Source organism: Streptomyces sp. NPDC045967, assembly GCF_056430495.1.
Window position 1 is genome coordinate 194,593 of record NZ_JBWKLE010000007.1, and the last position, 25,573, is coordinate 220,165.

The 25,573-nt window shown below is 72.7% G+C and carries 21 protein-coding genes and 1 tRNA gene; 9 read left to right on the forward strand and 13 right to left on the reverse strand.

The features are described 5' to 3' along the window. Nucleotides 1–14: 14 nt before the first annotated feature. The 3 genes from pfkB to AC07FY_RS17160 all read right to left on the reverse strand — a co-directional run bounded on the left by pfkB (nt 15) and on the right by AC07FY_RS17160 (nt 3,455). Nucleotides 15–965, reverse strand: a complete 951-nt coding sequence (gene pfkB, locus AC07FY_RS17150) for a 1-phosphofructokinase (protein WP_479006779.1) — start codon at nt 963–965, stop codon at nt 15–17. Continuing rightward, nucleotides 962–1,723 (reverse strand): DeoR/GlpR family DNA-binding transcription regulator, encoded by a 762-nt coding sequence (locus tag AC07FY_RS17155; RefSeq protein ID WP_479006781.1) that lies wholly within the window; start codon nt 1,721–1,723, stop codon nt 962–964. Before AC07FY_RS17155 ends, pfkB begins: the two co-directional genes overlap by 4 nt. 157 nt (nt 1,724–1,880) lie before the next feature. Next, nucleotides 1,881–3,455 (reverse strand): MFS transporter, encoded by a 1,575-nt coding sequence (locus tag AC07FY_RS17160; protein ID WP_479006784.1) that lies wholly within the window; start codon nt 3,453–3,455, stop codon nt 1,881–1,883. Between the two features lie 61 nt (nt 3,456–3,516). Between AC07FY_RS17160 and AC07FY_RS17165 the strand changes: the two genes are divergently transcribed. Then, entirely contained in the window at nt 3,517–4,581 is a 1,065-nt protein-coding gene (locus AC07FY_RS17165; RefSeq protein ID WP_479006787.1) for a helix-turn-helix transcriptional regulator, read from the forward strand. 177 nt (nt 4,582–4,758) lie between these two features. Here the strand turns inward: AC07FY_RS17165 and AC07FY_RS17170 are convergent, their stop codons facing one another. From AC07FY_RS17170 to AC07FY_RS17185, 4 genes are all read right to left on the reverse strand, one after another. Then, nucleotides 4,759–5,736, reverse strand: coding sequence for a sigma-70 family RNA polymerase sigma factor (locus AC07FY_RS17170; protein WP_479006790.1), 978 nt, complete (start codon nt 5,734–5,736; stop codon nt 4,759–4,761). 343 nt (nt 5,737–6,079) lie between these two features. Next, nucleotides 6,080–6,871: a dioxygenase family protein gene (locus tag AC07FY_RS17175; RefSeq protein ID WP_479006793.1), complete on the reverse strand. Its 792-nt coding sequence runs from the start codon at nt 6,869–6,871 to the stop codon at nt 6,080–6,082. Between the two features lie 213 nt (nt 6,872–7,084). Continuing rightward, nucleotides 7,085–8,629: an MFS transporter gene (locus AC07FY_RS17180; protein ID WP_479006796.1), complete on the reverse strand. Its 1,545-nt coding sequence runs from the start codon at nt 8,627–8,629 to the stop codon at nt 7,085–7,087. A gap of 75 nt (nt 8,630–8,704) precedes the next feature. Beyond that, nucleotides 8,705–9,469 carry a TetR/AcrR family transcriptional regulator gene (locus AC07FY_RS17185; protein ID WP_479006799.1) on the reverse strand — a complete coding sequence of 255 codons (765 nt, stop codon included), beginning with the start codon at nt 9,467–9,469 and terminating at the stop codon, nt 8,705–8,707. Nucleotides 9,470–9,715: 246 nt separating this feature from the next. Here AC07FY_RS17185 and AC07FY_RS17190 point away from each other — a divergent pair, with 246 nt between their 5' ends. The 3 genes from AC07FY_RS17190 (at nt 9,716) to AC07FY_RS17200 (ending at nt 11,644) form a co-directional block, all read left to right on the forward strand. Next, a complete protein-coding gene (locus AC07FY_RS17190; RefSeq protein WP_479006802.1) occupies nt 9,716–10,993 on the forward strand; it encodes a M6 family metalloprotease domain-containing protein in 1,278 nt (425 codons plus the stop codon). 46 nt (nt 10,994–11,039) lie between these two features. Further along, nucleotides 11,040–11,435, forward strand: coding sequence for a TOBE domain-containing protein (locus AC07FY_RS17195; RefSeq protein ID WP_479006804.1), 396 nt, complete (start codon nt 11,040–11,042; stop codon nt 11,433–11,435). 136 nt (nt 11,436–11,571) lie between these two features. Further along, nucleotides 11,572–11,644 (forward strand) — tRNA-Arg (locus tag AC07FY_RS17200). A 41-nt stretch (nt 11,645–11,685) separates the two neighbouring features. On the opposite strand, the gene AC07FY_RS17205 is transcribed toward AC07FY_RS17200, so the two are convergent. The 4 genes from AC07FY_RS17205 to AC07FY_RS17220 form a co-directional block, all read right to left on the reverse strand. After that, nucleotides 11,686–12,990 (reverse strand): ATP-binding protein, encoded by a 1,305-nt coding sequence (locus AC07FY_RS17205; RefSeq protein ID WP_479006807.1) that lies wholly within the window; start codon nt 12,988–12,990, stop codon nt 11,686–11,688. A 217-nt stretch (nt 12,991–13,207) separates the two neighbouring features. After that, nucleotides 13,208–13,408: a hypothetical protein gene (locus AC07FY_RS17210; protein WP_479006810.1), complete on the reverse strand. Its 201-nt coding sequence runs from the start codon at nt 13,406–13,408 to the stop codon at nt 13,208–13,210. Nucleotides 13,409–13,504: 96 nt separating this feature from the next. Continuing rightward, complete coding sequence (locus AC07FY_RS17215) at nt 13,505–15,397, reverse strand: MFS transporter (protein ID WP_479006812.1); 1,893 nt, start codon at nt 15,395–15,397, stop codon at nt 13,505–13,507. A 163-nt stretch (nt 15,398–15,560) separates the two neighbouring features. Further along, on the reverse strand, nt 15,561–18,149 hold the full coding sequence (locus AC07FY_RS17220) for a D-alanyl-D-alanine carboxypeptidase family protein (RefSeq protein WP_479007103.1): 2,589 nt from the start codon (nt 18,147–18,149) through the stop codon (nt 15,561–15,563). A gap of 172 nt (nt 18,150–18,321) precedes the next feature. On the opposite strand from AC07FY_RS17220, the gene AC07FY_RS17225 reads away from it, so the two are divergent. The 3 genes from AC07FY_RS17225 (at nt 18,322) to AC07FY_RS17235 (ending at nt 20,642) form a co-directional block, all read left to right on the forward strand. After that, complete coding sequence (locus AC07FY_RS17225) at nt 18,322–19,059, forward strand: GOLPH3/VPS74 family protein (protein WP_479006815.1); 738 nt, start codon at nt 18,322–18,324, stop codon at nt 19,057–19,059. 271 nt (nt 19,060–19,330) lie between these two features. Then, on the forward strand, nt 19,331–20,224 hold the full coding sequence (locus AC07FY_RS17230; RefSeq protein ID WP_479006818.1) for a helix-turn-helix domain-containing protein: 894 nt from the start codon (nt 19,331–19,333) through the stop codon (nt 20,222–20,224). A gap of 208 nt (nt 20,225–20,432) precedes the next feature. Continuing rightward, nucleotides 20,433–20,642, forward strand: a complete 210-nt coding sequence (locus AC07FY_RS17235; protein ID WP_446593084.1) for a DUF397 domain-containing protein — start codon at nt 20,433–20,435, stop codon at nt 20,640–20,642. Nucleotides 20,643–20,809: 167 nt separating this feature from the next. On the opposite strand, the gene AC07FY_RS17240 is transcribed toward AC07FY_RS17235, so the two are convergent. Further along, complete coding sequence (locus AC07FY_RS17240; RefSeq protein WP_479006821.1) at nt 20,810–21,655, reverse strand: hypothetical protein; 846 nt, start codon at nt 21,653–21,655, stop codon at nt 20,810–20,812. A gap of 262 nt (nt 21,656–21,917) precedes the next feature. On the opposite strand from AC07FY_RS17240, the gene AC07FY_RS17245 reads away from it, so the two are divergent. Further along, entirely contained in the window at nt 21,918–23,060 is a 1,143-nt protein-coding gene (locus AC07FY_RS17245) for an aminotransferase-like domain-containing protein (RefSeq protein ID WP_479007106.1), read from the forward strand. A 54-nt stretch (nt 23,061–23,114) separates the two neighbouring features. Here the strand turns inward: AC07FY_RS17245 and AC07FY_RS17250 are convergent, their stop codons facing one another. Further along, nucleotides 23,115–24,494 (reverse strand): serine hydrolase domain-containing protein, encoded by a 1,380-nt coding sequence (locus tag AC07FY_RS17250; RefSeq protein ID WP_479006824.1) that lies wholly within the window; start codon nt 24,492–24,494, stop codon nt 23,115–23,117. A 279-nt stretch (nt 24,495–24,773) separates the two neighbouring features. Between AC07FY_RS17250 and AC07FY_RS17255 the strand changes: the two genes are divergently transcribed. Then, entirely contained in the window at nt 24,774–25,556 is a 783-nt protein-coding gene (locus AC07FY_RS17255; RefSeq protein ID WP_479006827.1) for an SDR family oxidoreductase, read from the forward strand. Nucleotides 25,557–25,573 lie beyond the last annotated feature (17 nt).

A 25,573-nucleotide genomic window follows, 5' to 3' on the forward strand; every position in this document is an offset into this window, starting at 1 on the left:
TTCCTTCGCTCGCGTCAGGCCGTGGCGGGGTCGGACAGGGGGAGGTCCAGGGGAAGGTCCTGGGTGATCCGGACCGCGTCGGGGCGCAGGTCGGAGGGGGTCGGCATGGCGCTGCCGGGGAGCTGGACCGCGGCCGCTCCGTGGGCCAGGGCGGAGGCGACGGCCTCGGGGCCGGCGCCTCCCGCGATCAGGAACCCGGCCAGCGAGGCGTCGCCCGCACCGACGTTGCTGCGCACCGCCGGGACGTGCGCGGTGCCGTAGTGGCTGCCCTCTGCGCACACCAGCAGTTGGCCGTCGGCGCCGAGGGAGGCCAGGACGGCGCCCGCGCCCAGCGAGCGCAGTTCCTCGCCCGCCTTGACCACGTCGCCGAGGGTGGCGAGGGGGCGGCCGACGGCTTCGGCGAGCTCCTGCGCGTTGGGCTTGACCACATCGGGGCGGGCGGGCAGCGCCGCCAGCAGGGCCGGGCCCGAGGTGTCCAGGGCGATCCGGGCGCCCGCCTCGTGGGCGCGGATCACGAGGTCGGCGTACCACTGCGGGCCCAGCCCCCGCGGGAGGCTGCCGCAGCAGGCGATCCAGGAGGCGGCACCGGAGCAGGTGCGGACCGTGTCCAGGAGGAGGAGGGAATCGGCGGGGGTGAGCTCCGGGCCGGGCGCGTTGATCTTGGTGAGGGTGCCGTCCGGTTCGGCGAGCGAGATGTTCGCCCGGGTCTCGCCGGCGATCGTGACGACGGTGACGTCCACGCCCTGGGCGACGAGGAGTTCGGCGAGCAGGGTGCCCGGGGCGCCGCCGAGCGGGAGGACCGCCGTCGTGCGGACACCGGCGGCGGCCACCGCCCGGGAGACGTTGACGCCCTTGCCCCCGGGGTCGACCCGGTCCCCGGTGGCGCGCAGCACCTCGCCGCGCTCCAGCGAGGGGACTTCGTAGGTCCGGTCGAGGGAGGGGTTGGGGGTGACGGTGAGGATCATACGAGCACGACTTCCGTACCGGCGGACTCGATGGCCGCCTTGTCGGCGGGGTCCAGCCCCGCGTCGGTGATGAGCAGGTCGACGTCCGCGAAGGAACCGAAGCACGCGAAGTGCTCCTGTCCGGCCTTCGCCGAGTCGGCGAGGAGCACGACGCGCCGGGCGGCGGCCATCGCGGCCCGCTTCACGGCGGCCTCGGCGAGGTCGGGGGTGGTCAGGCCGCCGCGGGCGGTGAAGCCGTTGGTCGCCAGGAAGAGCACGTCGGCGCGGATCTCCGCGTAGGCGCGCAGGGCCCAGGCGTCGACGGCGGCGCGGGTGCGGTGGCGGACGCGGCCGCCGACGAGGTGGAGGTCGATGCCGGTGTGGTCGGCGAGCCGGGCGGCGACCGGCAGCGCGTGGGTGACCACGGTGAGCGCGATGTCGACGGGTACGGCCGCCGCGAGGCGGCCGACCGTACTGCCCGCGTCCAGGACGATGCTGCCGCCGTCGGGGAGTTCGGCGAGGGCGGCGGCCGCGATCCGGTCCTTCTCGTCGGCGGCGGTGGCCTCGCGCTCGCTGAGGTCCGGCTCGAAGTCGAGGCGGCCGGCCGGTATGGCCCCTCCGTGCACGCGGCGGACCAGGCCGGCCCGGTCCAGGGCCGTCAGGTCGCGGCGCACGGTCTCGGCGGTGACCTGGAACCGGTCGGCGAGGGAGAGCACATCGACCCGGCCCGCCTCACGGGCGAGGCGGAGGATCTCCTGCTGGCGCTCCGGTGCGTACATGTGGTTTTACGTCCGTTCCATGCCCGACTGTGTGGCTGTGGTCCACAGTACGCCTGACAGGCGGGTGAAACAAAGCGAAACGGACATGCCCGCCGTGGAGAGGCGGGCATGTCCGTGATGTCGGGCCGAAAGCCCTGGCGCCGTGGCCGGGGAAGTCCTAGCCGGCCGGGACCTTCTCCGGGTCGGTCACGGCGAGCGTGGCCGGGTGCTCCGAGCCGCCCTCGCGCTGCTCCATCGGGATCGGCTTCCGCGGAAGCATGAACATCACCGCGAAGATCAGGAGCATGACGCCGGCGACCCACCACAGCGCGCCGCGGAATGCCTCGACGTACGGCGGCCCGAAGTCCATGTCGTTCTCGATCAGCCCGAAGAAGACGACGGAGGTCAGGGCGAGGCCGAGCGCGTTGCCCATCTGGCCCGTGGTGTTGATCAGGCCGGAGGCCGAGCCTGCGTGCTCGCGCGGCACCTCGGACAGCGTCGTGTCGTTGAGCGGGGCCACGATCAGGCCCATGCCGATGCCCATGAGGACCAGCGGGGCGACCATCTGCCAGGAGGTGATGCCCATGCCGTAGTGCTCGGACTCCCAGATGTAGAGGAGCAGACCCGCGGCCATCACCAGCGCACCGGCCTGGAGCACCTTGCGGCCGAAGCGCGGCACGAGCTTCTGCACCGAGATGCCCGCGGCGCCCGAGACGGCGAGGGAGAAGGGGATGCCGGTGCAGCCGGCGCGCAGGGCGCTCCAGCCCAGGCCCATCTGCATGTACAGCGTCCAGACCAGGAAGAAGATGCCGGTCGCGATGCCGAAGGTGAGCTGGACGGCGATACCGCCGGCGAAGCTCTTGACCTGGAAGAGGGAGAGCTCCACGAGCGGGGAGCCGTCCTTCTTGATCTTGTACTTCTCGTAGCCGATGAACGCGGCGAAGACGAACGGCGCCGCGATCATGCAGAGGAACCCCCACAGCGGCCAACCGTGCTCGCGGCCCTGGGTGAGCGGGAAGATCAGCATGACCAGGGCGAGGGTCGCGAGGACGACGCCGACGAGGTCGAGGCGCAGGGCCTTCGGGGCCTTCGACTCGCTGATGAACATGCGGCCGAGGATCACGGCCGCGATGCCGACCGGAAGGTTGATCAGGAAGATCGGGCGCCATTCGAGGCCGAACAGGTTCCATTCGGTCAGCAGCGCGCCGAGCATCGGACCGGAGACCGCACCGAGGCCGACGACCGCGCCGAACATGCCGAAGACCTTGCCGCGCTCGTGCGGCGGGAAGCTGACGTGGATGATCGCCAGCACCTGCGGCACCATCATGGCGGCCATGGCGCCCTGCAGGAGGCGGGAGGCGACGAGCATCGAGGGGTTCTCGGCGATGCCGCAGAGCAGCGAGGCGACCGTGAAGCCGCTGATGCCGACCAGGAAGACGCGCTTGCGGCCGTAGATGTCACCGAGGCGGCCGCCGGTGATCAGGCCCGCGGCGAAGGCGAGGGCGTAGCCGGCGGTGATCCACTGGATCGCGCTGGTGGACGCGCCGAGGTTCTGGCGCATGCTGGGTATCGCGATGTTGACGATCGTGACGTCGACCAGGTCCATGAAGGTCGCGGTCATCACGATGGCGAGCGCCAGCCAGCGGCGGCGGTCAGCGGGCGAGGTGGACACGTCGTGGGGCGCTTCGTTCCGCTCTTCTCGCACGGGCCCGTTCTCTCTCTCGGGCGATGTCTTGGACGTCTCGGTGCTCATGGAAGAAACCTAGACGCCATGTAGGTCAGTTGGTGTCCTATATCGCTGGCAACCTGGGGGCATGACCGACACCCCGGCACGTCTGCTGTCCCTGCTGTCCCTCCTGCAGACCCCGCGCGAATGGCCCGGGAGCGAACTCGCGGACCGGCTGCGGGTGAGCCCCCGCACGATCCGGCGCGACATCGAGCGGCTGCGGGAGCTCGGCTACCCGGTCGAGGCCACCCTGGGGGCGGACGGCGGCTACCGGCTGGTGGCGGGGGCGGCGATGCCGCCGCTGCTCCTCGACGACGAGGAGGCGGTGGCGATCGCGGTCGGACTGCGGGCCGGCGCCGGGCACGCGATCGAGGGGGTGGAGGAGGCGTCGGTACGGGCCCTGGCCAAGCTGGAGCAGGTGCTGCCCTCCCGGCTGCGGCACCGGGTCGGCGCGCTGCAGTCCGCCACGGTCGCGCTGACCCGGGGCGACGGGCCGAGCGTGGCCCCGGGGACCCTGACGGCCATCGCCTCGGCGGTGGCGGGTCCGGAGCGGCTGCGGTTCGCGTACGAGGCGGGGGACGGCGCCCGGTCGCGGCGGCTGGTGGAGCCGTACCGGCTGGTGAGCGCGGGGAGCCGCTGGTACCTGGTCGCCTACGACCTGGAGCGCGAGGACTGGCGGACCTTCCGGGTGGACCGGGTGGACGACGCCTTCGCGACGGGCGCCCGGTTCACGCCGCGCGAACTGCCGGTGGATCCCCAGGAGTTCGTCCGCAGCGGGCTGCGGGGCCGGCAGACGTACGCCGTCGAGGTCGCCTTCGCGGCGGACCCGGAGCAGCTGCCGCAGTGGCTGCGGGAGGCCGCCGTCGCGGAGCCCGGTGGGGGCGACGGCACGGCGGGCACGGGAAGGGGACCGGGTGCGGATGCCGTGATGGGGGCGGGGACGGGTGCGGGTGCCGGGGCCGTTCCGGCTGCCGGGCCGGGTGCGTCCACGCGGGTGTGCTTCGACAGCGGGGACTCCCCGGAATGGCTGGTGGCGCGGCTCGCCCTGACGGGGCTGCCGTTCACCGTGCGGGGACCCGCGGCGCTGCGGGACGCGGCCGCAACGCTGGCCGCGCGGCTCGCCTCGGCGGCTGTCGCGCCCGGCTTGTCCTAGGCCCTGGCCTCGAAGTGGCGCCGGGCAGGCGGGACTTCGACGACAGGGCCTGGTGCCGGGTCGTGTCCTTCGGATCGGCCGGGCGGGCCCGTGCGAGCAGGGGCCGGGCGCGAGGGAGCCCCGGCACCTGGGGGGGGAGGTGCCGGGGCTCGTCCGGGGGGCTTCGTCGCGGGCCGCCTAGGCCACGGCGTCGAAGCCGGTGTCGCGGGCCATCTTCTTCAGTTCGAGCAGGGCGTGCTTCTCGATCTGGCGGATCCGCTCGCGGGTCAGGCCGTGCTGCTTGCCGACCTCGGTCAGGGTGCGCTCACGGCCGTCGTCGATGCCGTACCGCATCTTGATGATCGAAGCGGTTCGCTGGTCGAGCTTGCCGAGCAGGTCCTCCAACTCCTCGCTGCGCAGCAGCGAGAGGACGGACTGCTCCGGCGAGATGGCGGAGGTGTCCTCGAGGAGGTCGCCGAACTGGGTGTCGCCCTCGTCGTCCACGGACATGTTGAGGCTCACCGGGTCCCGCGCCCAGTCCAGTACGTCGCCCACGCGCTTCTCCGTCGAGTCCAGCTCGGCCGCGATCTCGGCGTGCTCCGGATCCCGGCCGTTCTCGCGGTTGAACTCCCGCTGGATGCGGCGGATCCGGCCGAGCTCCTCGACCAGGTGGACGGGGAGGCGGATGGTGCGGGACTGGTCGGCGATGGAGCGGGTGATGGCCTGGCGGATCCACCATGTGGCGTACGTGGAGAACTTGAAGCCCTTGGCGTAGTCGAACTTCTCGACCGCGCGGACCAGCCCGGCGTTGCCCTCCTGGATGAGGTCGAGGAGCGGCAGGCCGCTGCGCGGATAGCGGCGGGCCACGGCCACCACGAGGCGCAGGTTGGAGCGGATGAAGACCTCCTTGGCGCGCTCGCCCTCGGCGGCCAGCGCCTCCAGCTCCTCGCGGGAGGGCGTCTCGCCCTCGCGCTCTATGAGGCCGTCGAGGATCTGCTGGGCGTAGACGCCCGCCTCGATGATCTGGGACAGCTCCACTTCCTTGGCCGCGTCGAGCAACGGAGTGCGCGCGATCTCGTCCAGGTACATGCCGACCAGGTCGCGGTCTGCGATCTCCCCGCCCACGGAGCGGGCGCTGCTCGTGGACTGACGACGGGCGACGGCGCGGGTTGCCATGCGTGCTCCCTTGCGATGAGGTTCGGTCGCGGTGCGGCTGCCGGACGGCCGCCCTGGCGGGCGGTGCGTCCCCGGACACTCTCCCGAGTGCCCGCTTCCGAAGGAAACAACGACTGGAATCGGGACAGAATTCCCCCGCCGGTCCCTCTTTTTCGAGATCTTGCAGTATCCTGCCCCGCCCCACCGGGGGCCGAGCGACCGCAGGAACCCGCAGAAGTGCAGGTCAGAGCGCCGGCCAGCGGGCGACCCGGGCGGGCATCGCCACGCCGCACTCCGACCCTGTAGACGGCCCGCACCGACACCCGGTTGCCTGAAATGTGGTCGCCGGGCCGGTCACGGGGTCCTAGCCGAACTGGAGGGAGCGCTTCGACAGGCCCATCCAGAAGCCGTCCACCGCGTCGCGGCGCGCGGCGAGGTCGCCGGACGCCTCGGCCGCCCCGAGGGTGACGAAGAGCGGGGCGAAGTGTTCCGTACGGGGGTGCGCGAGGCGGCCGGAGGGCGACTTGGCCTCGAAGTCGAGCAGGGAGTCCAGGTCTCCGGCGGCGAGCGCCTCGCGGCCCCACGCGTCGAACTCGGCCGACCAGGACGGCACCCCGGGGCCCGTGTGGCGCAGGGCGGCGAGGTTGTGGGTGAAGAAGCCGCTGCCGACGATCAGCACCCCCTCGTCGCGCAGGGGCGCCAGGGTGCGGCCGATGTCCATCAGGCGGCGCGGGTCCAGTGTGGGCATGGAGATCTGCAGGACGGGGATGTCGGCGGCCGGGAACATCTCGACCAGTGGGACGTACGCGCCGTGGTCCAGCCCGCGGTCCGGTATGTCCTGGACCGGGGTGCCGGGGGCTCGGAGCAGTCCGCGGACGGACGCGGCGAGCCCCGGCGCGCCCGGGGCGCCGTAGCGGACCCGGTAGTAGTGCTCGGGGAATCCCCAGAAGTCGTGGACGAGCGGAACGGACCGGGTGGCGCCGAGGGCGAGCGGGGCTTCCTCCCAGTGCGCCGAGACCATCAGGATCGCGGTGGGGCGGGGCAGCCGCGCCGACCAGGCGGCCAGCTCGCCGGGCCAGACCGGGTCGTCCGCGAGCGGGGGCGCTCCGTGGCTGAGGTAGAGCGCCGGCATGCGGGTCGGGGCGGCGGCGGTCATGGGGCGCTCCTCACTCGTCGGCACGGGGTCGCCGGACCACGCGGTACGGGTCGTACCGGCCCTCCGGGTCGTTCCGGGCACCCTTGCCATCCGGCACCAGGCTTGCAGCCCGGTACAGGTCACCCGAAAAGACTAACCCCGCTTGGTTCAAATTTGAACCAAGCGGGGTCGTCAGTCATTCCCGGGCGGGTGCCCCCGCCCCCGTCGCGCCCGTCAGTGCGCGATCACCGGGATCTTGAACTCGCTGTCGTCCTCCGCCGCGCCGGAGCCCGCGGCCACCGGGCCACCCGCACCGGGACGGCCGGTGGTGATGAAGGTCAGCGCGATGACGGAGCTGGCGACCAGGATGCCGACCGCCCACCAGATCGCGGAGGAGTACCCCTCGACCATGGCCTGCGCCTGGACCATCCGCGCGGCCGCGCCACCCGCCGCGGCCTCGGCCGCGTGGTCGGTCAGGTAGGCGGTGGTCGCCGACGCGGCGATGGTGTTCAGCAGCGCGGTGCCGATGGCGCCGCCGACCTGCTGCGAGGTGTTCACCATGGCGGAGGCGACACCGGCGTCGGCCGGGTTCACCCCGTGCGTGGACAGGGACATGGCCGGCATGAACGCCGTACCCATGCCGAGGCCGAGCAGCAGCTGCGCCGGCAGGATGAGCGCCGGGTAGGAGGACCCGACCTCGATCTGGGTCAGCAGCAGCATGCCGGTGGCGGCGAGCAGGAAGCCCGGGGCCATCAGCAGGCGCGGCGCGACCCGGGTCATGAGCCGGGCGCCGATCTGCGTGGAGCCCGTGATCATGCCCGCGATCATCGGCAGGAAGGCGAAGCCGGTCATGACGGGCGAGTAGCCCTTCACGACCTGGAGGTAGTAGGTGAGGAAGAGGAACAGGCCGAACATCGAGATCACGGCGAGGCCCAGCGAGAGGTAGACGCCGCCGCGGTTGCGCTCCAGCAGGACGCGCAGCGGCAGCAACGGGGACTTCACCTTCGACTCGACGAAGACGAACGCCGCCAGCAGCGCGACCGAGGCGACGAACATGCCCACGGTCACGGTGTCCGACCAGCCGGCCGACTCGGCGCGGGTGAAGCCGTACACCAGCGAGACGAGACCGAGGGTGGACAGCACCACGCCGGGGATGTCGAGCGGTGCGGGGTTGCGCGAGCCGGCCGGCTCGCGGATGACCATCCAGGCGCCGACGGCCGCGACGACCGCGAAGGGGATGTTGACGAAGAAGGTCCAGCGCCAGTCGAGGTACTCGGTGAGGACGCCGCCGAGGATCAGGCCGACGGCGCCGCCGCCGCCCGCGATCGCGCCGTAGATGCCGAAGGCCTTCGCGCGCTCCTTGGCGTCGGTGAACATCACCGCGAGCAGGGAGAGGGCCGCCGGGGCGAGAAGCGCGCCGAAGGCGCCCTGGAGGGCGCGGGCGCCCAGCATCATCGCCTCGCCGTTCGCGGCGCCGCCGAGCGCGGAGGCCAGGGCGAAGCCCGCGAGGCCGACGATGAAGGCGTTCTTGCGGCCCCACTTGTCGGCGATGCGGCCGCCGAAGAGGAGCAGCCCGCCGAAGGCCAGCGCGTACGCGGTGATGACCCACTGGCGGTTGCCGTCGGAGATGCCGAGGTCGGTCTGGGCGGAGGGGAGGGCGATGTTCACGATCGTCGCGTCGAGGACGACCATCAGCTGCGCCAGGGCTATGAAGACGAGCGCCTTCCAGCGGCTGGGGTCTGCGGTCAGCTGCGGCGGTGTCGCGGCTGTTTTCGGCATGGGGTTACCCGATTTCACTGTGCTGTGCGGAATGACTGAATAGACCGGAAAAGTCTCATGAGGGCTCTGGATGTGTCACATGGTTTTCGCCCGCAGGTCTTCGAACGTGGCCGCGGATCCGGGCAGTTCGGAGCGGGCCGGAGCCTGCAACCCGTCGAGGAAGAGTTGGAGGTGGCGGTGGACGAAGCGGTCGGCGTCGAGGCAGGCGACCCCGGGGAGGGGGCGGCTGAGCTGGGAGAGGGCGACCATCAGATCGCCGACTCCGATGTCCGCGCGCACCAGCCCGACGTCCTGGCCGGCGGTCAGCAGGGCCACGACCCGGTCCTCCAACGCACTGCGCGCGGCGAGCAGTTCGGGGTGCTCGCGGTCGAAGTCGCCGCCGAGCATGGTGCACAGGGCCCCGATCCGCTCGTCGGCCGCGGTGTGCGTGAACCGCCGCAGCGCGGCGAAGGCGTCGGGCTCTTCGGCGAGCGCCGCCTCGGCCTCGGCGCCGACCCGGCCCATCACGTAGAGCACGACGTGGTGGACGAGGCTCGACCGGTCGGGGAAGTGCCGGTAGACCGTGGCGTTCCCGATGCCGGCCCGGCGGGCGACCTCGTCGAAGGCGGCCGTGGAGCCGAACTCGACGAACGCCTCGCGGGCCGCGGCCAGGATGCGCTCGCGGTTGCGCACGGCGTCGGCGCGCGGACGCGGGACGGGTCCCGCGGTCAGCGAGCCGGGGGCCGCGGGCTCGACGCCGGTACGCGAACAGGCATCGGTACGGGCCTTCGGTGCGGCCCGGTCCACGGCCGCTCCCGGGACGGGCGGGGCCGCCGGGGCGGTGGGGCTGGGGCGCTTCATTCCGGGCCTCCCTGGCGCGGTGACACGTACGGCGTCCACCCAAACGGGGAGCCGGTCCCCGCTTCGTGGGACTCACGTACAAACGGGGAACCGGTCCCCGGTTATTTCACCCCTCCGTGTGACCTGGGCCACAGGTCGGAGCACGTTCGGCCGCCTCCGGCGCGCGGGCGGGCCGCAGCCGTCGGAGGGTGACGAGCAGAGCGCAGTACGGACAGGGCCGGCTGCCGCGGACCGAAGGCGATCTCCATGCCCCAGACCCGCCGGCGGATACGCAGATCACGGCGCACCGGCGCATGCATCGGCTTGACCGCGCTGGCCCTCGGCGTCACGGCGACGGCGAGCACGGAGATGGCCGGCCACGGCCAGTCGGCGGCCGGACCCGTGGCCACGACCGCCGAATCGGCGCTCGCGCCCTGCCGGATCGCCGGCACGATGGGCGTGCAGATGTCCGAGGGCCTGCCGACCCCGCCCGGCTACGCGCGCTCGACCGGTGAGGTCAAGGCGCTCAACCTGATGATCGACTTCCCTGACGCCAAGGGCGAGGGCACGGCCCTGGACCGGATGGCGGAGTTCTTCCCGCAGACCTCCAACTGGTTCAGGACCAGCTCCTACGGCCGGCTCAGCTACCGGGCCGAGGCCCCGATAAGGACCTGGCTGCGGATGCCGATGCCCTTCGCGGCGTACGGGATCGAGCGCGGGTCCGCCTACGAACCGGGCTACCGCCAGCTCGTCGAGCACATCGCGAAGGCCGCCGACTCCGAGGTGGACTTCAGCGCGTACGACCTGGTGAACATCCTGGTCACGCCGAACGCCGGACCGTCCGCTCTGGACACCGTCCTGTCCGTGACCTTCTCGGGCAACGCCGAGGCGCCGATCGCCGACGGGGTGCCGCTCTCCAACACGTCCTTCGTCTACAGCCGCCAGGACGACGGCTCCGGCACCTACCGCGAGACCGGCTACCGGGTGCTGCCGCACGAGAACGGGCACGTCTTCGGACTGCCCGACCTGTACACCTCCGACGGCGGCGGCGCGGTCGGGCACTGGGACATCATGAGTGAGGACTGGGGCTCCAACAACGACCTGCTGGGCTGGCACAAGTGGAAGCTGGGCTGGCTGGACGGCAAGCAGGTCAGCTGCGCGGCGAAGTCCGGCACGAGCGACCACGTCCTGTCGCCCCTGGCGGCCGCCGGCGGCACGAAGCTGGCGTTCGTGCCGCTGTCCGAGAGCGTCGGGTACGCGGTGGAGGTCAGGACGCAGGCCGGGAACGACGAAGCCGTCTGCAAACCCGGCGTCCTCATCTACAAGGTGGACTCCGACGTGGACACCGGCCAGGGCCCGGTCACGGTGTCGGACAGCGCGGGCTCCAGCGGCGGCTGCACCCGGCGGCCCAACGTGCACGCGGAACTGTCGGACGCGCCCTTCCGGCCGGGCGAGACGTTCACCGACGAGAAGGCGGGCATCAGCATCTCGGTCGTCGGCGAACTGCGCAACGGCAGCTACCAGGTGCGGATCATCCGGCCCTGAAGCCCCACCCGGGCCGCGCAGCGACGCGCCGACCTAGGGTGGGGCCATGGAGTCCTACACCATCGGGCAGGCCGCGCGCCTGCTGGGCGTGAGCGTCGACACCGCGCGGCGGTGGGCGGACGCCGACCGCTTCCCCACCCGCCGGGACGGTAAGCGCCGCATCGTCGACGGGCCCGACCTCGCTGCGTTCTGCGTCGAGGCCGCGCAGGAGGCCCCCGGGGAGGACGCGGACGCCCCGCACACCTCCGCGCGCAACGCCTTTCCCGGGATCGTGACCGGCATCAAGCTCGGCGACGTCGCCGCCCAGGTCGAGATCCAGGCCGGACCGCACCGGGTGGTGTCCCTGCTGACCCGCGAGGCCGTCGAGGAGCTGGGCCTGGAGGTCGGCATGCGGGCCACCGCCCGGGTGAAGTCCACCAGCGTGCACGTCGACCGCGGCTGACCCGTCGTCACCGCGCCGCGGGCGGTCACCTCCTGCGGACGGGCCGGGCCGCCGCGGGGTATCGCAGATGCGGATCATGCGCCACCCGCTACACTGACCGCGGTGGCCCGGCCTCACGGCGGGGTCCGCACGCCCCGCCTTCGTAGCTCAGGGGATAGAGCACGGCTCTCCTAAAGCCGGTGTCGCAGGTTCGAATCCTGCCGAGGGCACGATCTCGAGGGCCCCCGGCCGTTACGGCCGGGGGCCCTCGTCATGCCCCGGGAGCCCGGGGTGCGGACCTGCAGCGCAGGGGTGCGGCCGGGGACGGGACCGCGGGAGGGGGCAGGGTGATCCGGGCCTCCGCGCCGCCCTCCGGTGGATTGCGGAAGGCGAGGGCGGCCCCGAGGGCGCGGGCCTGGCCCGCCGCGATGGTCAGGCCCAGGCCGTGCCCCTTGTTCATGCCCTCCGTGCGGAACCGCTGCGGGCCGGCGGTGAGCAGGTACCGCGGATAACCGGGGCCCGCGTCGGTGACCGTCAGGGTCCGGCCGTCCACCCGGACCGTGACCGGGGCCGCGCCGTGTTTGTGGGCGTTGGCCACGAGGTTGGCGAGGATCCGCTCCAGGCGCCGCCGGTCGGTCTCCACCCGCGCCGGGGCGACCACCTCCAGCCGGGTGTCGGTGCCGGAGGCGCGGATGGTCCGGGCGGCCAGATCGGCCAGGTCGCAGGAGTCCAGGTCCACGTGCTCGCGGCCGGTGTCCAGCCGGGAGATCTCCAGGAGGTCCTCGGTCAGCGCGCGCATGGCCTGGACGCGGTTGCGCACGAGTTCCGCCGGGCGGCCCGCCGGCAGGAGCTCGGCAGCCGCGTTCAGGCCGGTCAGCGGGGTGCGCAGCTCGTGGGCGACGTCCGCCGTGAACCGCTGCTCCGCCTCCAGCCTGCGCTGGAGCGAGGAGGCCATCGTGTCCAGGGCGCGGGAGACGGCCGCGACTTCGTCCTGGCGGCGCTCGCTGTCGTCGACCCGCGCGTCCAGGTCGCCCGCGCTGATCCGGCGGGCCACCTGGGCCGTCAGGTGCAGCCGCCGGGTGATCCGGGTGACCCCGACCGCGCCGACGAGCAGGGTGCCGCCGATGGCGAGCACCGAGGAGCCGAGGATCGCCCGGTCCAGCTCGGCGATGGTCCGCTCGGCGGCGGTGAAGTCCACGGACACGGCGATCGCGGTGTGCTGGGCGGCGGGGGCCGCCGCCCACATCGCGGAGCGGCCGCGGTGTTCGCCGATGGCCGTGGCGCGTCTGCCGGTCAGCGCCATCGCGCGCAGTTCGGCCGGCAGGCCGACGGGGTCGATGCCCTCGCCGCGTGCCATCCGCGCACCGGTCTCGTACGCCGCGATGATGCGGTCCAGCTTGGCGAGGGCCTTCTCGCGCGCCGTACCGACCGTCTGGTGGGTCATGGCGCTGTGGACGAGCCCGCCGAGCAGCGCCGCGAGCCCGCAGCACATGAGGGTGATGAAGACCGCGGCCTTCCAGGTCAGGGTCGAGGTCCAGGCGGGCAGCCGGAGACCTGGTGCGCTGGTCCCGTTCATGGTCCTGTGGGCCCGTCCGTCCTGGCTGGTGGTGGAGACACGGCTGGCGTACGGCCGCCCGGGGCCGCCAGGTCACCGTAATGCGCCCGCCCGGCCGCGCTCCCCGCGGGCCCCCACGGGGGCGGCGGGCCGCCCGCGCTGTCGGGGGGTCGTGGAAAAGCCCCTCCGGCCGGAGCCGGAAGGGCTTCCCTGAAAGGGTTCGATGGGTCGGGCCGGGTCAGCTCAGGCCCCTGCTGCGTTCGCCGATGCGGTCGCCCTGCGGGGTGCCGGCCCGCTTCAGGGCCGCCTTCGTGTGCACTCCGCCCTTGACCTTGCTCCGCAGTGCGCCGTCGTAGCCGTGGCCCGGCGGGCGCGGCGGCCGGTCCGGCTCCTGGGCCCGGTAGACATCGGGAAAGTCCCGCTTCTGCTCTTTGCTCATCCCGTCAACTCCCTCGGGAAGCACCCAATCGGATTACTGGGATCGTATGCAGATATACCGGCCGATGCACCCGGACCGGACGTAAAGGATTTCCGATCAAGGTGTCGTCCGGTCCGACCGCCCGAGCGTGCCGTGCACCAGCTCCTCCGGGCAGGGCGTGCCGCGCGGCAGCTGGTACTTCGCCGCCACCCGGTACTGCCCCGGGGCCGGCGCCAGCAGCTCCGTCCACACGTCGCCCGCCTGGTCCGGGGCGGCCTTGAACAGGCATCCGGCCGTGTTCGCGTACTCCTTCACGGCGCCCGCCCGCGCCTTCGACGCGAAGGTCTCCTCCGGCGGGGCGACCGGCTTGCCCGCGCCGTCCACCAGTCCCAGCCACGGCGAGTGCGGGATCCGTACGAGCACCCGTCCGGCCTGCCGCACGTCGATGACGAGCCGGTCGGCGCCCGCCCGCACCACCGTGGCCGGCCCGGACACCAGGTCCGTCGGCTGGTGGACCTTGAACAGCTGCCAGTTCGCGTCCCCCCAGACCTGCTGGAGGTACGGCAGCCCCTCGCGCACCAGCTTCGCCTCGTCCTCCCCGCCCGAGTCGGGTTTGTCGGCGGGCAGTACCACGTAGTGCACCGCCCAGCGCTCCAGCCAGGCGCGGTAGCTGTCGGCGGACAGGGTGTCGTCGTAGAAGAGCGGGTTCCGCTCCAGGTCCGCCTGCCGGTTCCAGCCGCGCGCGAGGTTCACGTACGACGGGAAGGCGGAGGATTCGCGGTGGCTGCTGGCCGGGACCACCTCGACCCGCCCCCGGTCGGCGCCCGCCTTCTGCAGCTGGTCGACCAGGGGCGCCAGCTCGCGGTTCCAGGCGGCCACCGGGGTGGTGCGGACGATGTCCGTGATGCTGTTGGTGGTGATCCAGACGGTCAGCCCGGCAAAGGCGGCCACCAGGGCGTACCAGTGCCGGGAGCGGGGGACCGCATACGGCAGCGCCGCCAGCAGCACCGCCCCGCCGAAGAGCATGATCAGCCGGGTGACGTTCGAACCGACCTGGGAGTCGATCGCCCAGGTCAGGAACACGCCGAAGGCGTAGACGGCCGCGGAGATCCGGACGGTCTTCCACCGTTCGGGTACGAGGAACAGGACGGCCAGCGCGAACACGAAGGGCAGCCAGGCCGAGCCGAACTTCATCGGCTGCGTTCCCGAGAAGGGGAACAGCCACGCCGACAGCCCGACCACGGCCACCGGCGCCAGGCCCAGCGCGTAGGCGCCCGGCCGCCGCCGGCTCAGGAACAGTGCGGCGGCGACCACACCGAGGAAGAGCCCGGCGACCGGGCTGGAAGCGGTCGCGAGCCCCGCCAGCGGGGCCGCCACGGCCGCCTTCGCCCACCGCCGCCCGGCCCACTTGCGCGGCCAGCAGAAGACGGCGGCGACCGCGCCGAGCGCGAACATCACGCCGAGGCCGAAGGTGACCCGGCCCGACAGGGCGTTGCACAGCAGCCCGTACACCCCGGCGAGGGCGGGCCACAGGGGCTCGCGCACCGCGCGGCGGCAGCGGGTCAGGACCAGGGCGAGCAGCCCGGCGGACACGGTCCCCGCGACCATCATCGTGGTCCGGACACCGAGCACGTGCATGAGGTACGGCGAGACCACGCTGTACGAGACGGGGTGCATGCCGCCGTACCAGGCGAGGTTGTAGGCCGAGTCGGGGTGGCGGCCGACGAACTCGGCCCAGGCGTCCTGCGCGGCGAGGTCGCCGCCGCTGTTGGCGAAGCTGAAGAACCAGACGACGTGCAGCACCCCGGCGAGCAGGGTCGACACGGCGATGGGGTGGCGGCGGACCAGGTCCAGCGCCCGCCCGCCCGCACCGCGGGAGGCGGGGCCGGGGCCGGTGGTGGTGCCGGTAGGGACCGAGGCGGACGCGGGTACGCCGGTGGCGCCGTCGCGGCCCTCGCCGCGCCGGCCGCCCTCCTGTTCTTGCCGCTGCTCAGCGGTGGTCACCGACATACTCCCCAACCCACGAGTCCACACCCGCACACGCCCGCACACGCCGCGACCCGGCGCGTGGGCGCGGCGCCCGGCCGCCCGGACGGTCCGGGCCCCGCGACCCAAGACGCGTTCCGGCGCCCCGGGGTTGCCCGGGGCGCCGGAACCACGCTCCCACCGGCTGTCAGCCGACGCGTGTCAGCTTGCTGCCGAAGCCGGGCGCGGCGAGCTCGCTCTGCAGCGCCACCGGCACCTTCACCTGGCTCGCGCCCTCGCCGACGGTGAGCAGGCCGACCTCGGTACCGGCCTTGGCGGTCTGCGGGACGGTGCCGCCGCCGGTCAGCTTCACGTCCACGGTGAGCGAGGCCCAGCCGATCGCCTGTACGTCGGCGGTGGCCACGACCGGGGTGTGACCGCCGAGCCCGTCGTCGACGTAGCCGACGACCTGGCCCTTCGTGACGACGGTCGCGCCTTCGAGGGCCTTCTGCGTGCCGGTCATCAGCTGCTTGCTCGCCGAGATGACGCTGTCGATGATCGGCGGCTTGTGCTGGCCGAGGACGGCTCCGACGATCAGCTGGTTGGTGTTGCCGATCTTCTTCTGGGCGGCGAACAGGAGGTTTCCGCCGGCCTTCGTCGTCGTACCGGTCTTGATGCCGAGCGAGTCGTTGTACGGGACCAAACGGTTCCAGTTGTCCCACTTCTTGCCCGACGGGTCCACCCAGCTCGGCTTCTTGGTGATGTCCAGCAGGGTCTCGATCTCGACGAGCTTGAGACCCAGCTTCACCTGGTCCTCGGCGGTGCTGACGGTGGTCGCGTCCAGGCCCGACGGGTCGGTGTAGGTGGTGTTGGTCATGCCGAGGTCCTTGGCGGTGTCGTTCATCTTCTTGACGAACGCCTCCTGGGACCCGGCGTCCCAGCGCGCGAGCAGCCGCGCGATGTTGTTGGCCGACGGGATCATGAGGGCGGCGATCGCGTCGTACTCCGAGATCTTGTCGCCCTCCTTGACGGTGTCGAGGGTGGACTCGTTGTTGACGGAGTCGTTCTTCTTGCCCTCGGTCTCGGCCGTCTTGTCGACGTCGATCATCGCGCCCTGCTCACCCTTCTTGATGGGGTGGTCGCGCAGGATGATGTACGCCGTCATGGACTTGGTCACGCTGGCGATCGGTACGGGCTTCTGCTCGCCGGACTGGCCGAGCGTGCCGAGGCCGGCGGCGGCCATGTACGCCTGGCCCTCGGCGGGCCAGGGCAGCTCGGGCTTGGTGCCCTCGAAGGTGTAGGAGGACTTCGCGGTCATCACGAGGCTGGGCTCCGGCAGGGGGCGCACCAGCTGCACGACGGCGAGGATGATCGCCAGGAGCACGACGAGCGGGAAGTAGATCTTGAACCGCCGCACGGCCGTGCGGAGCGGGCTCGGCGGCGGGGGCGGGTTGTTCGTGAGGTCCGCCAGCATGTCCAGCGGCGGCTTGGGCGGCAGGGGCTGCTGGGTGGTCCGCTCGCTGCGGTCCAGCGAGGCGGGGGCGGAAGCGGCGGAAGCGGCATCCGCCGGGGTGGCCGGGGGCGGGGTCGCGGGCTTCGGCTGCCGGCCGGGCTCGTCGGTCCGCAGCGGCACGAAGGTGCTGGCCTTGGGCGGCGCGGAGGCCGGCGAAGCCGGCGAAGCGGAATCGGCGGGGCGCTCGGTCGGCGCGTCCGGCCGCACGGCGCGGAACGTTGCGGTCCGCTCGCTGTCGCCGTCCTGCGCCGCCGGAATCCGGAACACTCCGGTCCGCTCCCGCGGGGCGGGCGCGTCCGCTGCGGCGTCGGGCTCCACGGCACGGAACGCGGCGGTCGCCTGGTCGGCTCCCGACCCACCGGCGGAACCGGAGCCGGCAGCCCGCTCGTCAGCGGCCGTCTTGCCCGTGCCGGACGCGGAGGCGCCCCGGTCGGCGACCGGCTCGTCCACGGAAGCGGAATCCCGGTCGGCCACCGGATCGGCCGCCGCGCGGCTCGGCGCGGCGTCCGTGCGGACGGCACGGAACACAGCCGTCCGCTCGCTCTCGGCCGGATCGGCCTCCGGCGACTTGTCGGCCGCCGGCTGCACGGCACGGAACGCGGTGGTCGCCTGGTCACCGGCGGCGGTCTTGCCCGCACCGGCATCGGCGGCGGCAGCGGCATCGGCAGGGCGCTCCTCGGCGGCCTGGCCCGTGCCGGACGCGGACGCGCCCCGGTCGGCGACCGGCTCGTCCACGGAAGCGGAACCCTGGGCGGGCGTCGGGCGACTCGGCGCGGCGTCCGTGCGGACGGCACGGAACACAGCCGTCCGCTCGCTCTCGGCCGGATCGGCCTCCGGCGAAACGTCGGCCGCGGGGGACGCGGTACCCGAACCGGTGGCGGCGGCCGAGTCGGCGTCGGGATCTGCGTCGGCGCCGGAGACGGGCTCGGCTCCGGACGGGCCCGGCTTCGCGTCGGACGGCTCGTCGGCCGTGGCCACCCAGGCCGCCACCGCGTCGCGCAGCGCATCCCGGCCGGCGGAACCATCCGCGCCCGGTTCCGCGTCCACGACTGCGTCCGCTCTGCCGCTCTCCTCGCCCCCGTCGGCCTCCTCGGCGCCCTCGGCGCCGTCGGCCCCGTCGCCCGCGGCAACCGCGGCGTCCGCGTCCGCCGAAACACCCTCAGGCTCCCGCTGCCGGAACACCGACAGCCTCGGATCACGCTCCGCGGAGGTCGACGCCGCCCCCGACGCTCCCTCATCTACCGACTTGTCGGGGGACTCGCCCGCCACCAGTTCCTCCTCCATCGCCACCACGTCCGGCTGTCCGAATGTCTAACAGTGTCCCGTCTAGGGGGCATCGCCCCCGTGCTAGACGAGAACGACATAGCTGCGGGTTCCCCCACAAAGCGGCCACGCGCTCTCGACAGATGAATGTGAGAGGCGTCACCCTGTCACTCATCCACGCGGGGAGGCATGGATGGGCAGGAGCCGCAGAACAATTCCGGAGGAGCTTCTGCTGCTCGCCTTGGACCCGGCTACGGGTACCACGGCGCAGCCGCAGTCGCTCGACCTCGGCCTGGCCGGGGCACAGCTAGTGGAGCTGGCTCTGGCAGGACGGATAGCCCCTGACGGGGATCGTATCGCCGTGGTGATGCCACGGCCGACAGGAGATCCGACACTGGACTCCGCACTGGAACTGCTGCGCAGGCGCGGCAGCCCGGTACGGGCCGTCCACTGGATCGGCGGACCCCGGCTGGGGCTCCGCCAGATTTACCTCGCCCACCTGGAGCGCTGCGGCATGGTCCACGCCGTCGCGGGCCAGATGTGCGGGGTGCTGCCGACGACTCGCTACCAGGCGACGGACACGGCGATCAGTCGGGAGATCCGTGCCCGGCTGGACACGGCGATCCGCACCGGCGTCCCGCCGGACCCGCGGACCGCGGCGCTCGCCGCACTGGCCCATGCGGTCGGACTCGGCAAGCACCTGTACCCCGGTAACGAAGGGCGGTCGTCCAGATCCCGGCTGCGGGACCTGATCCGGCACGACCCGATGGGCGGACTCGTGGCACACGCCGTGATGGACGTCCAGAACGGTGTGGCCGCACCGCCGCGCCGCGACCGCGCACCGGCACCGCCGGCCGCCCGGGCCACGGCCGGCAGCCTGCCGCTGCAGCCGCGCCGGACGGGCGCCATGGCCCGCGCGGCCGCGCACTGATCGACCCGCTCCACCTGTGAGACCGCTCCACCCGTAAGACCCGCTCCACCAGCGAGACCCGATCCACCCGCTCGACCCGCTCCACCGCAACGCCCACATCACGCCGGCGCGCGGGGTGACGGGGCCGGCCCACCGGTCCCGCCACCCCGCGCGTCTGCTTTTCCCGGCCGTTCCCCAGCGCCGCGGCACCCTTCGGTGGCAGTCTGCTCGACATCAGACACGCAGAGAGACAGACAGCTGCACTACAGAAGAAGGCGGAGGTGCCGTTCACGTGGCGTCCAATGTCAATCCCACCGTCCGACGCCGCCGACTGGGCATGGAGTTGCGCAAGCTCCGTGAGGACAAGGGCATGACGGCCGAACAGGTCGCCGAGCGCCTCCTCGTCTCCCAGTCCAAGATCAGCCGGCTGGAGAACGGCCGCCGGTCCATCAGCCAGCGCGATGTACGCGACCTGTGCGAGGTGTACGAGGTGGAGGACCCCAGGCTCGTGGACTCACTCATGCAGATGGCGAAGGACTCCCGCCAGCAGGGCTGGTGGCACGCCTTCGGCGACATCCCCTACAGCGTCTACATCGGCCTGGAGACCGACGCCGCGAGCCTGCGCACCTACGAGCCCCTGGTGATCCCGGGGCTGCTCCAGACCACGGAGTACGCCCACTCCCTGGTCCGCGGCGCGTGGCCGGAGACCGCTCCGGCCGATGTGGACAAGCGCGTCCAGGTCCGCATGCACCGCCAGAAGCGGCTCTCCGAGACGGACAACAACAATCCCGAGCTCGGCCCCTTGCGCCTGTGGGCGGTGATCGACGAAGCCGCCCTGCGCCGGTGCGTGGGCGATCCCGAACTGATGATCCGGCAGCTCGAGTTCCTGATAGAGCAGTCGGACCAGCCGCACGTCACGGTGCAGGTGATGCCGTTCGCGCTCGGCGCGCACCCCGGCGTGAACGGCCAGTACGCGATTTTGGAATTCCCGGACGCGTCCGACTCCACGGTGGTCTACATCGAGGGCGTGACGAGCGACCTGTACCTGGAGAAGGCCAACGACGTGCAGAAGTACAGCGTGATGTACGAGCACCTGCGCGCCCAGGCCCTGAATGTCGACCAGACCCGGCAGTTCATCTCCGACATCATCGGCGAATACGCGGTCAAGGTCGGCGAGTCGCGGTAAAGGCCCCGAAATTCTCCGGGGCCTTGGGGAGGGCCGGTACCGTACACCGTCACTCCCCGGCCGCATAAGACCTGAATGGAATATGCCACTCGGTCGGGTGAACGGTTCCTTCACCCGTCAGGAGCTGCGGGTAGCGTCGATCACGTCGACCGGAGAACGAGCCGGTCGGCGCGGCAATTCAGGACCACTCGCAGAACCGGAGAGAACCATGGCTATTCGTCAGGGCGCCACGCACAACTGGACCAAGTCCTCCTACTCCGCCAACGGCGCCTGCGTCGAGGTCAAGTCCCCCGTCACCGAGGCCATCGCGGTCCGCGACTCCAAGGTGCAGGACGGTCCGTCCCTCACCTTCGCGCCCGGCTCCTGGACCTCGTTCGTCGACGGTGTCAACGAGGGCCGGCTGGGGCGCCTCGCCTGAACATGACGGCATGCTCCCCGACCGACCCGCACGCGTTAACCGCAGTATCCGCACCACCCGTAGTACCCGTAGTACCCGCACCACCCGTAGTACCCGCACCACTGACTGGAGCCCTCTCGACCGGTCCGCCGTCCTGGCCGAGGGGGCTCGGCCATGTCCGCGTGCGGCTACCGCAGCAGGTCGACGTACCGGTCGGTCCCCGGCACCGTGGGGATGAACGGCGCCACCAGCTCCACCCGCCCCAGCCCCGCCTCAGCGACCTCCGCGTCCAGCCCCTGGAAGCGGTCCCAGCAGGTCCGCGGGTCCTGCTCCAGGAACCACAGGAGCGTCAGGCGGGTGTCGACCCCCTCGACCTGCTTGACGTACGTCATCCGGTCGCCGGGCAGCGGCGTCGGCCGGAAGACCGGCACCATCGCCACCGGGGAGCCGTGCAGCCGATTCGGCAGCGACCGTGAGCGCAGCCACTCCAGCAGCCCGGCCCGTTGCGCGGGCCCATCGGTGTCGACGACCTGGAGGACGAGGCCGGCGTACGGGTGGTCGAGGGCGTGGAAGTCCCGCGGCCCCGCCGCCCCGTCGCGGTAGACGGTGGCCTCGTGGTCCTGGAAGGCCGTGAACACGTGGGTGCGGTCCTGGTAGACCCGCCCGTCCCGGTTGAGCCGCTTGTTGATGCCGACCGTCCACTTCATGTGCTCGTCGTAGCGGCCCTCGGTGACCCAGTACGTCGAGAGGTAGCAGCCGGCGGTGACGGGTCGGGCGACCGCGGAGTCCTCCGGGTAGCGCAGCTCCTGGAGTTCGCGGGTGGCCACCCACCGGCGTCCCGCGTACATCCACGGCATGGCCATGGCACCGGCGTAGTAGTGGTCGTCCTCGTACCAGCGGTTGTAGGCGTACTCGTGGCCCGGATGCGGCTCCACCATGGTGATCAGCGCATGGCCGGGGCGGACTCCGTAGGGGCCGACGGCCGCGAGCTCTGCGTAGTCACCGGCGCGGGTGTCCCGCTCTTCTGTCGTCATGCGACGGGTGTAGCTGATGCATCGTCATATCGCGAGCCCTTGCGCGTCGTTCACCATGTGACACATAGGTGTTGTCTGCACCTTTACCTGGCTACGATGCCCGCACCCACTCCCGGAGGAGCCACCCGTGCCCGTTGCCGCCGTCTCCGCATCCGACCACGACCCCCACGCCGACTCCGGCCCCGGCTCCGGCCCCGCCGAGGCATCCGGCTCCCGATCCACCGCCGCCCCGCCGCCCCCGTTCGCCCCGCGCGCCGTCTCGGTGGGCGGCTCTCCCGTCCGCGAGATCCTCGCGCTCACCGAACGCCCCGGGGTCATCTCCTTCGCCGGCGGCCTGCCCGCGCCGGAACTCTTCGACGCCGAGGGCCTGCGGGCCGCGTACGACAGCGCCTTCTCGGTGTCGGCGCGCCGGGCGCTGCAGTACTCGACCACCGAGGGCGTGCCGGAGCTGCGCGAGGCGGTCGCACGGCGGGCCGCGGCGCGGGGCCTGGCGACCGGTGCGGACGACGTCCTGGTCACCTCGGGCTCCCAGCAGGCCCTCACCCTCCTCACCGGCGTGCTGGTCGAGCCGGGGGACGTGGTGCTGGTCGAGAACCCCACCTACCTGGCCGCCCTGCAGTGCTTCGGGATGGCCGGGGCCCGGGTGGTGGCGGTGCCCTGCGACGGGGAGGGGCTGGTTCCCGAGGCCCTGGAGGAGATCGTCGCGCGGGAGCGCCCCAAGCTGCTCTACACGATCCCGACCTTCCAGAACCCGACGGGGCGCACCCTGCCGGCGGCCCGGCGGGCGGCGGTGGCGGAGATCGCGGCGCGGCGGGGGCTGTGGCTGATCGAGGACGATCCGTACGGGGAGCTGCGCTACGAGGGAGCCGAGGTCCCGTGGCTGGCGGCGCACCCGGGCGCGGAGGACCGGACCGCCCTGCTCGGCAGCTTCTCGAAGATCATGGCGCCGGGGCTGCGGCTGGGCTGGCTGCGGGCGCCGGCGGCGCTGCGCAGGGCCGCGGTGGTCGCCAAGCAGGCGGCGGACCTGCACACCTCGACCGTGGACCAGCTGGCCGCCGCGCACTACCTGGCCGCGGTGGACCTGGACGCGCACGTGGCGGTGGTCCGGACGGCCTACCGGGCCCGCCGCGACGCCCTGCTGGCGGGCCTGGCCGAGGCGCTGCCGGCGGGCTCGGCCTGGAACCGTCCCGAGGGCGGGATGTTCGTCTGGGCCCGGCTCCCCGCCGGCCACGACGCGACGGCCCTGCTCAAGACGGCCCTCGCCCACGACGTGGCCTTCGTGCCGGGGGCGCCCTTCTTCACGGGCGCCCCGGACCCCCGCACCCTGCGCCTGTCGTTCACGACGCACACCCCGGGGGAGATCACGCAGGGCCTGGCCCGCCTGGGGCGGGCGGGCCGGGCCTGAGCCAGAGGCCAACGCCTGCGGCCTCGGGTGCCGGGGCACCGGCTCGGTGCGGGCTCAGGGAGCGGCGGGCGGCGTGGGCCGGGCCGGTGTCGGGCCGGTCGCGGTCGGCGCCGTCGGCGCGGAGCCGGTCGGTGTGGGTACGGCCGGTGTCGAGCCGGTGGGTGCGGGCGCGGCCGGTGTCGAGCCGGTGGGTGCGGGGCCGGCCGGCTTGTGGGCGACCGGCACGTGGCCCGGGTACACGTGGCCGGGCGTGACGATGCTGGTGATCGCCTCGCCGAAGAGCGTGCTGGGCTCCTGGCCCTTGTAGCCGATGTCGGTGTTGAGCAGGACGACCATGGTCGCCCGGGCCTCCGGCAGGTAGACGGTCAGGCTCTGGTACCCGGGCAGGGAGCCGTTGTGGCCGATCCACCCCTGGACGTTGAAGATGCCGAGCCCGTAGCGGGCGCCGGGGATGCCGTCGATCGAGGTGGTCTTCAGGCGCTCGGCCTGGGTCGCGGGCGTCAGCAGGGTGCCCGTGGCCAGGGTCCGCGCCCAGCTGCGCAGGTCCCTGAGGTCGGAGATCATCGCGCCGGCGGCCCAGGCCCACGACGGGTCCCAGTCGGTCGCGTTCACGACCTTGCCCGTCGTGTCGTTCGTGTAGCCCTGCGGGTGCGGGTCGGGGTAGTGGGCGTCGGTGGGGAAGACCGTCCTGCGCAGCCCGGCCGGCTCGAGCACCTCCTGCCGGATGAACTCCTGGATGGGCTTGCCGCCGACCTTCTCCACCACCAGACCCAGCAGGATCAGGTTGGTGTTGCTGTACTGCCACTGCGCGTTCGGCTCGAACTGCACCGGGTGCCTGAAGGAGTAGTCGAGCAGCTGCTGCGGTGTGAACGGCTTCGTCGGCCCGGCGGCGAGCGCCTTGTTGAAGTCCGCGTCCAGGCTGTAGTTGAACAGACCGCTGCGCATGCCCGCCAGTTCGCGCAGGGTGATGCGGTTCCCGTTGGGAACTCCGCTGATGTAGGTGCCGATGGTGTCGTCGAGCTTCAGCTTGCCCTGGTCGACGAGTTCGAGGAGCGCGGTGACCGTGAACGTCTTGGTCTCGCTGCCGATCCTCATGTTGAAGTCGGTCTTCATGGGCGCGCCGGTGGCCTTGTCGGCCACGCCGAAGGTCCGCACGTAGCTTCCCTTGCCGGGCGCCCACAGGCCCACGATCACGCCCGGCACCCGCGTCATGCGCAGGACCTTTTGGACGGCGGCGTCCAGCTCCGCCGTGACGGGCCCGGTGAGTTCGGGGAAGGTGGCCCAGGCGTCCGGGGACGGGGCGGTGGAGGCGGAGGCGGACGGGTCCGGCGTCGGGGCGCCGTACGCGGGCGCCGCGAGGGGCGGGGTGAGGAGCAGACCTGCTGCGGCGGCGGCCACGCAGGGGCGGACCAGGCGGGTGGGAAGGGGAGCCACGGCTTGCCTCCTGTCGCACGAGGGGGTGGTACGAACGCACGTACGAGTACGCGGACCCCGTACGCGGACCAAGGCAGCCACACCAGCGTAGGCCCGCGCCCGGCCGGTCGCGAGGCGAGCCGGCCCCTGCCCGCAGGCCCGGGCGCGAGGCGAGCCGGCCGGTGTGCGGCGTCGGTCGCCGCGGCCGGGGGCCCGCTCCCGCCCCGCCCCTTCCCATCCCGCTGCCGCGACCCTAGCCTGACGAGCCGTCAGATACGCTCCCGCCGCTGGAGGCCCGTCATGCTGCTGCAAGGGAAGACCGTCATCGTCTCCGGAGTCGGGGCCGGGCTCGGGCACCAGGTCGCCGCCACCGTGGTGCGCGACGGCGGGAACGCCGTCCTCGGGGCGCGGACCGAGGCGAATCTGGCCAAGACCGCCGCCGAGATCGACCCCGGCGGAGCGCACACCGCCCACCTGCCCACCGACATCGGCGACGAGCGCCAGTGCGAGGCCCTGGCCGCCCTCGCGCGGCAGCGGTTCGGCCGGATCGACGCCGTCGTGCACGTGGCCGCCTGGGACTCCTACTTCGGCGGCCTGGAGGACGCCGACTTCGGGACCTGGGCGCAGATCATCGACGTGAACCTGCTGGGGACGCTGCGGATGACCCGGGCCTGCCTGCCCGCCCTGAAGGAGAACGGCGGCTCGGTCGTCATCATCGGCACGCAGTCCGCCGTCGCCGCCCCGAGCGAGGTCCAGCAGGCCGCCTACGCCGCTTCCAAGGGCGCCCTGACCTCCGCCATGTACTCCATGGCCCGCGAGCTGGGCCCGCACCGGATCCGGGTGAACACGGTGCTCCCGGGCTGGATGTGGGGCCCGCCCGTGCAGGCGTTCGTCACCTTCACCGCGCACACCGAGAACGTCCCCGAGGCGGAGGTGCACGCCCGCCTCACCGCGCGCATGGCACTGCCCGACCTGGCCACCGACGGGGACGTCGCCGACGCCGCCGCCTTCCTCGCCTCCGACCGCGCACGGGCGATAACCGGCCAGTCGCTGCTGGTCAACGCCGGTGAGCTGATGCGATGAGCACGCCGAACGGCTCC

Excerpts from the sequence above, each read along its gene's own strand:
- AC07FY_RS17235 (WP_446593084.1), top strand. The coding sequence starts at position 20,433 with ATGGCTATTCGTCAGGGCGCCACGCACAACTGGACCAAGTCCTCCTAC.
- AC07FY_RS17240 (WP_479006821.1), bottom strand. The coding sequence starts at position 21,655 with ATGACGACAGAAGAGCGGGACACCCGCGCCGGTGACTACGCAGAGCTC.
- pfkB (WP_479006779.1), bottom strand. The coding sequence starts at position 965 with ATGATCCTCACCGTCACCCCCAACCCCTCCCTCGACCGGACCTACGAA.
- AC07FY_RS17160 (WP_479006784.1), bottom strand. The coding sequence starts at position 3,455 with ATGAGCACCGAGACGTCCAAGACATCGCCCGAGAGAGAGAACGGGCCC.
- AC07FY_RS17170 (WP_479006790.1), bottom strand. The coding sequence starts at position 5,736 with ATGGCAACCCGCGCCGTCGCCCGTCGTCAGTCCACGAGCAGCGCCCGC.
- AC07FY_RS17165 (WP_479006787.1), top strand. The coding sequence starts at position 3,517 with ATGACCGACACCCCGGCACGTCTGCTGTCCCTGCTGTCCCTCCTGCAG.
- AC07FY_RS17255 (WP_479006827.1), top strand. The coding sequence starts at position 24,774 with ATGCTGCTGCAAGGGAAGACCGTCATCGTCTCCGGAGTCGGGGCCGGG.
- AC07FY_RS17205 (WP_479006807.1), bottom strand. The coding sequence starts at position 12,990 with ATGAACGGGACCAGCGCACCAGGTCTCCGGCTGCCCGCCTGGACCTCG.
- AC07FY_RS17185 (WP_479006799.1), bottom strand. The coding sequence starts at position 9,469 with ATGAAGCGCCCCAGCCCCACCGCCCCGGCGGCCCCGCCCGTCCCGGGA.
- AC07FY_RS17215 (WP_479006812.1), bottom strand. The coding sequence starts at position 15,397 with ATGTCGGTGACCACCGCTGAGCAGCGGCAAGAACAGGAGGGCGGCCGG.
- AC07FY_RS17225 (WP_479006815.1), top strand. The coding sequence starts at position 18,322 with ATGGGCAGGAGCCGCAGAACAATTCCGGAGGAGCTTCTGCTGCTCGCC.
- AC07FY_RS17190 (WP_479006802.1), top strand. The coding sequence starts at position 9,716 with ATGCCCCAGACCCGCCGGCGGATACGCAGATCACGGCGCACCGGCGCA.
- AC07FY_RS17220 (WP_479007103.1), bottom strand. The coding sequence starts at position 18,149 with ATGGAGGAGGAACTGGTGGCGGGCGAGTCCCCCGACAAGTCGGTAGAT.
- AC07FY_RS17180 (WP_479006796.1), bottom strand. The coding sequence starts at position 8,629 with ATGCCGAAAACAGCCGCGACACCGCCGCAGCTGACCGCAGACCCCAGC.
- AC07FY_RS17195 (WP_479006804.1), top strand. The coding sequence starts at position 11,040 with ATGGAGTCCTACACCATCGGGCAGGCCGCGCGCCTGCTGGGCGTGAGC.
- AC07FY_RS17155 (WP_479006781.1), bottom strand. The coding sequence starts at position 1,723 with ATGTACGCACCGGAGCGCCAGCAGGAGATCCTCCGCCTCGCCCGTGAG.
- AC07FY_RS17210 (WP_479006810.1), bottom strand. The coding sequence starts at position 13,408 with ATGAGCAAAGAGCAGAAGCGGGACTTTCCCGATGTCTACCGGGCCCAG.
- AC07FY_RS17175 (WP_479006793.1), bottom strand. The coding sequence starts at position 6,871 with ATGACCGCCGCCGCCCCGACCCGCATGCCGGCGCTCTACCTCAGCCAC.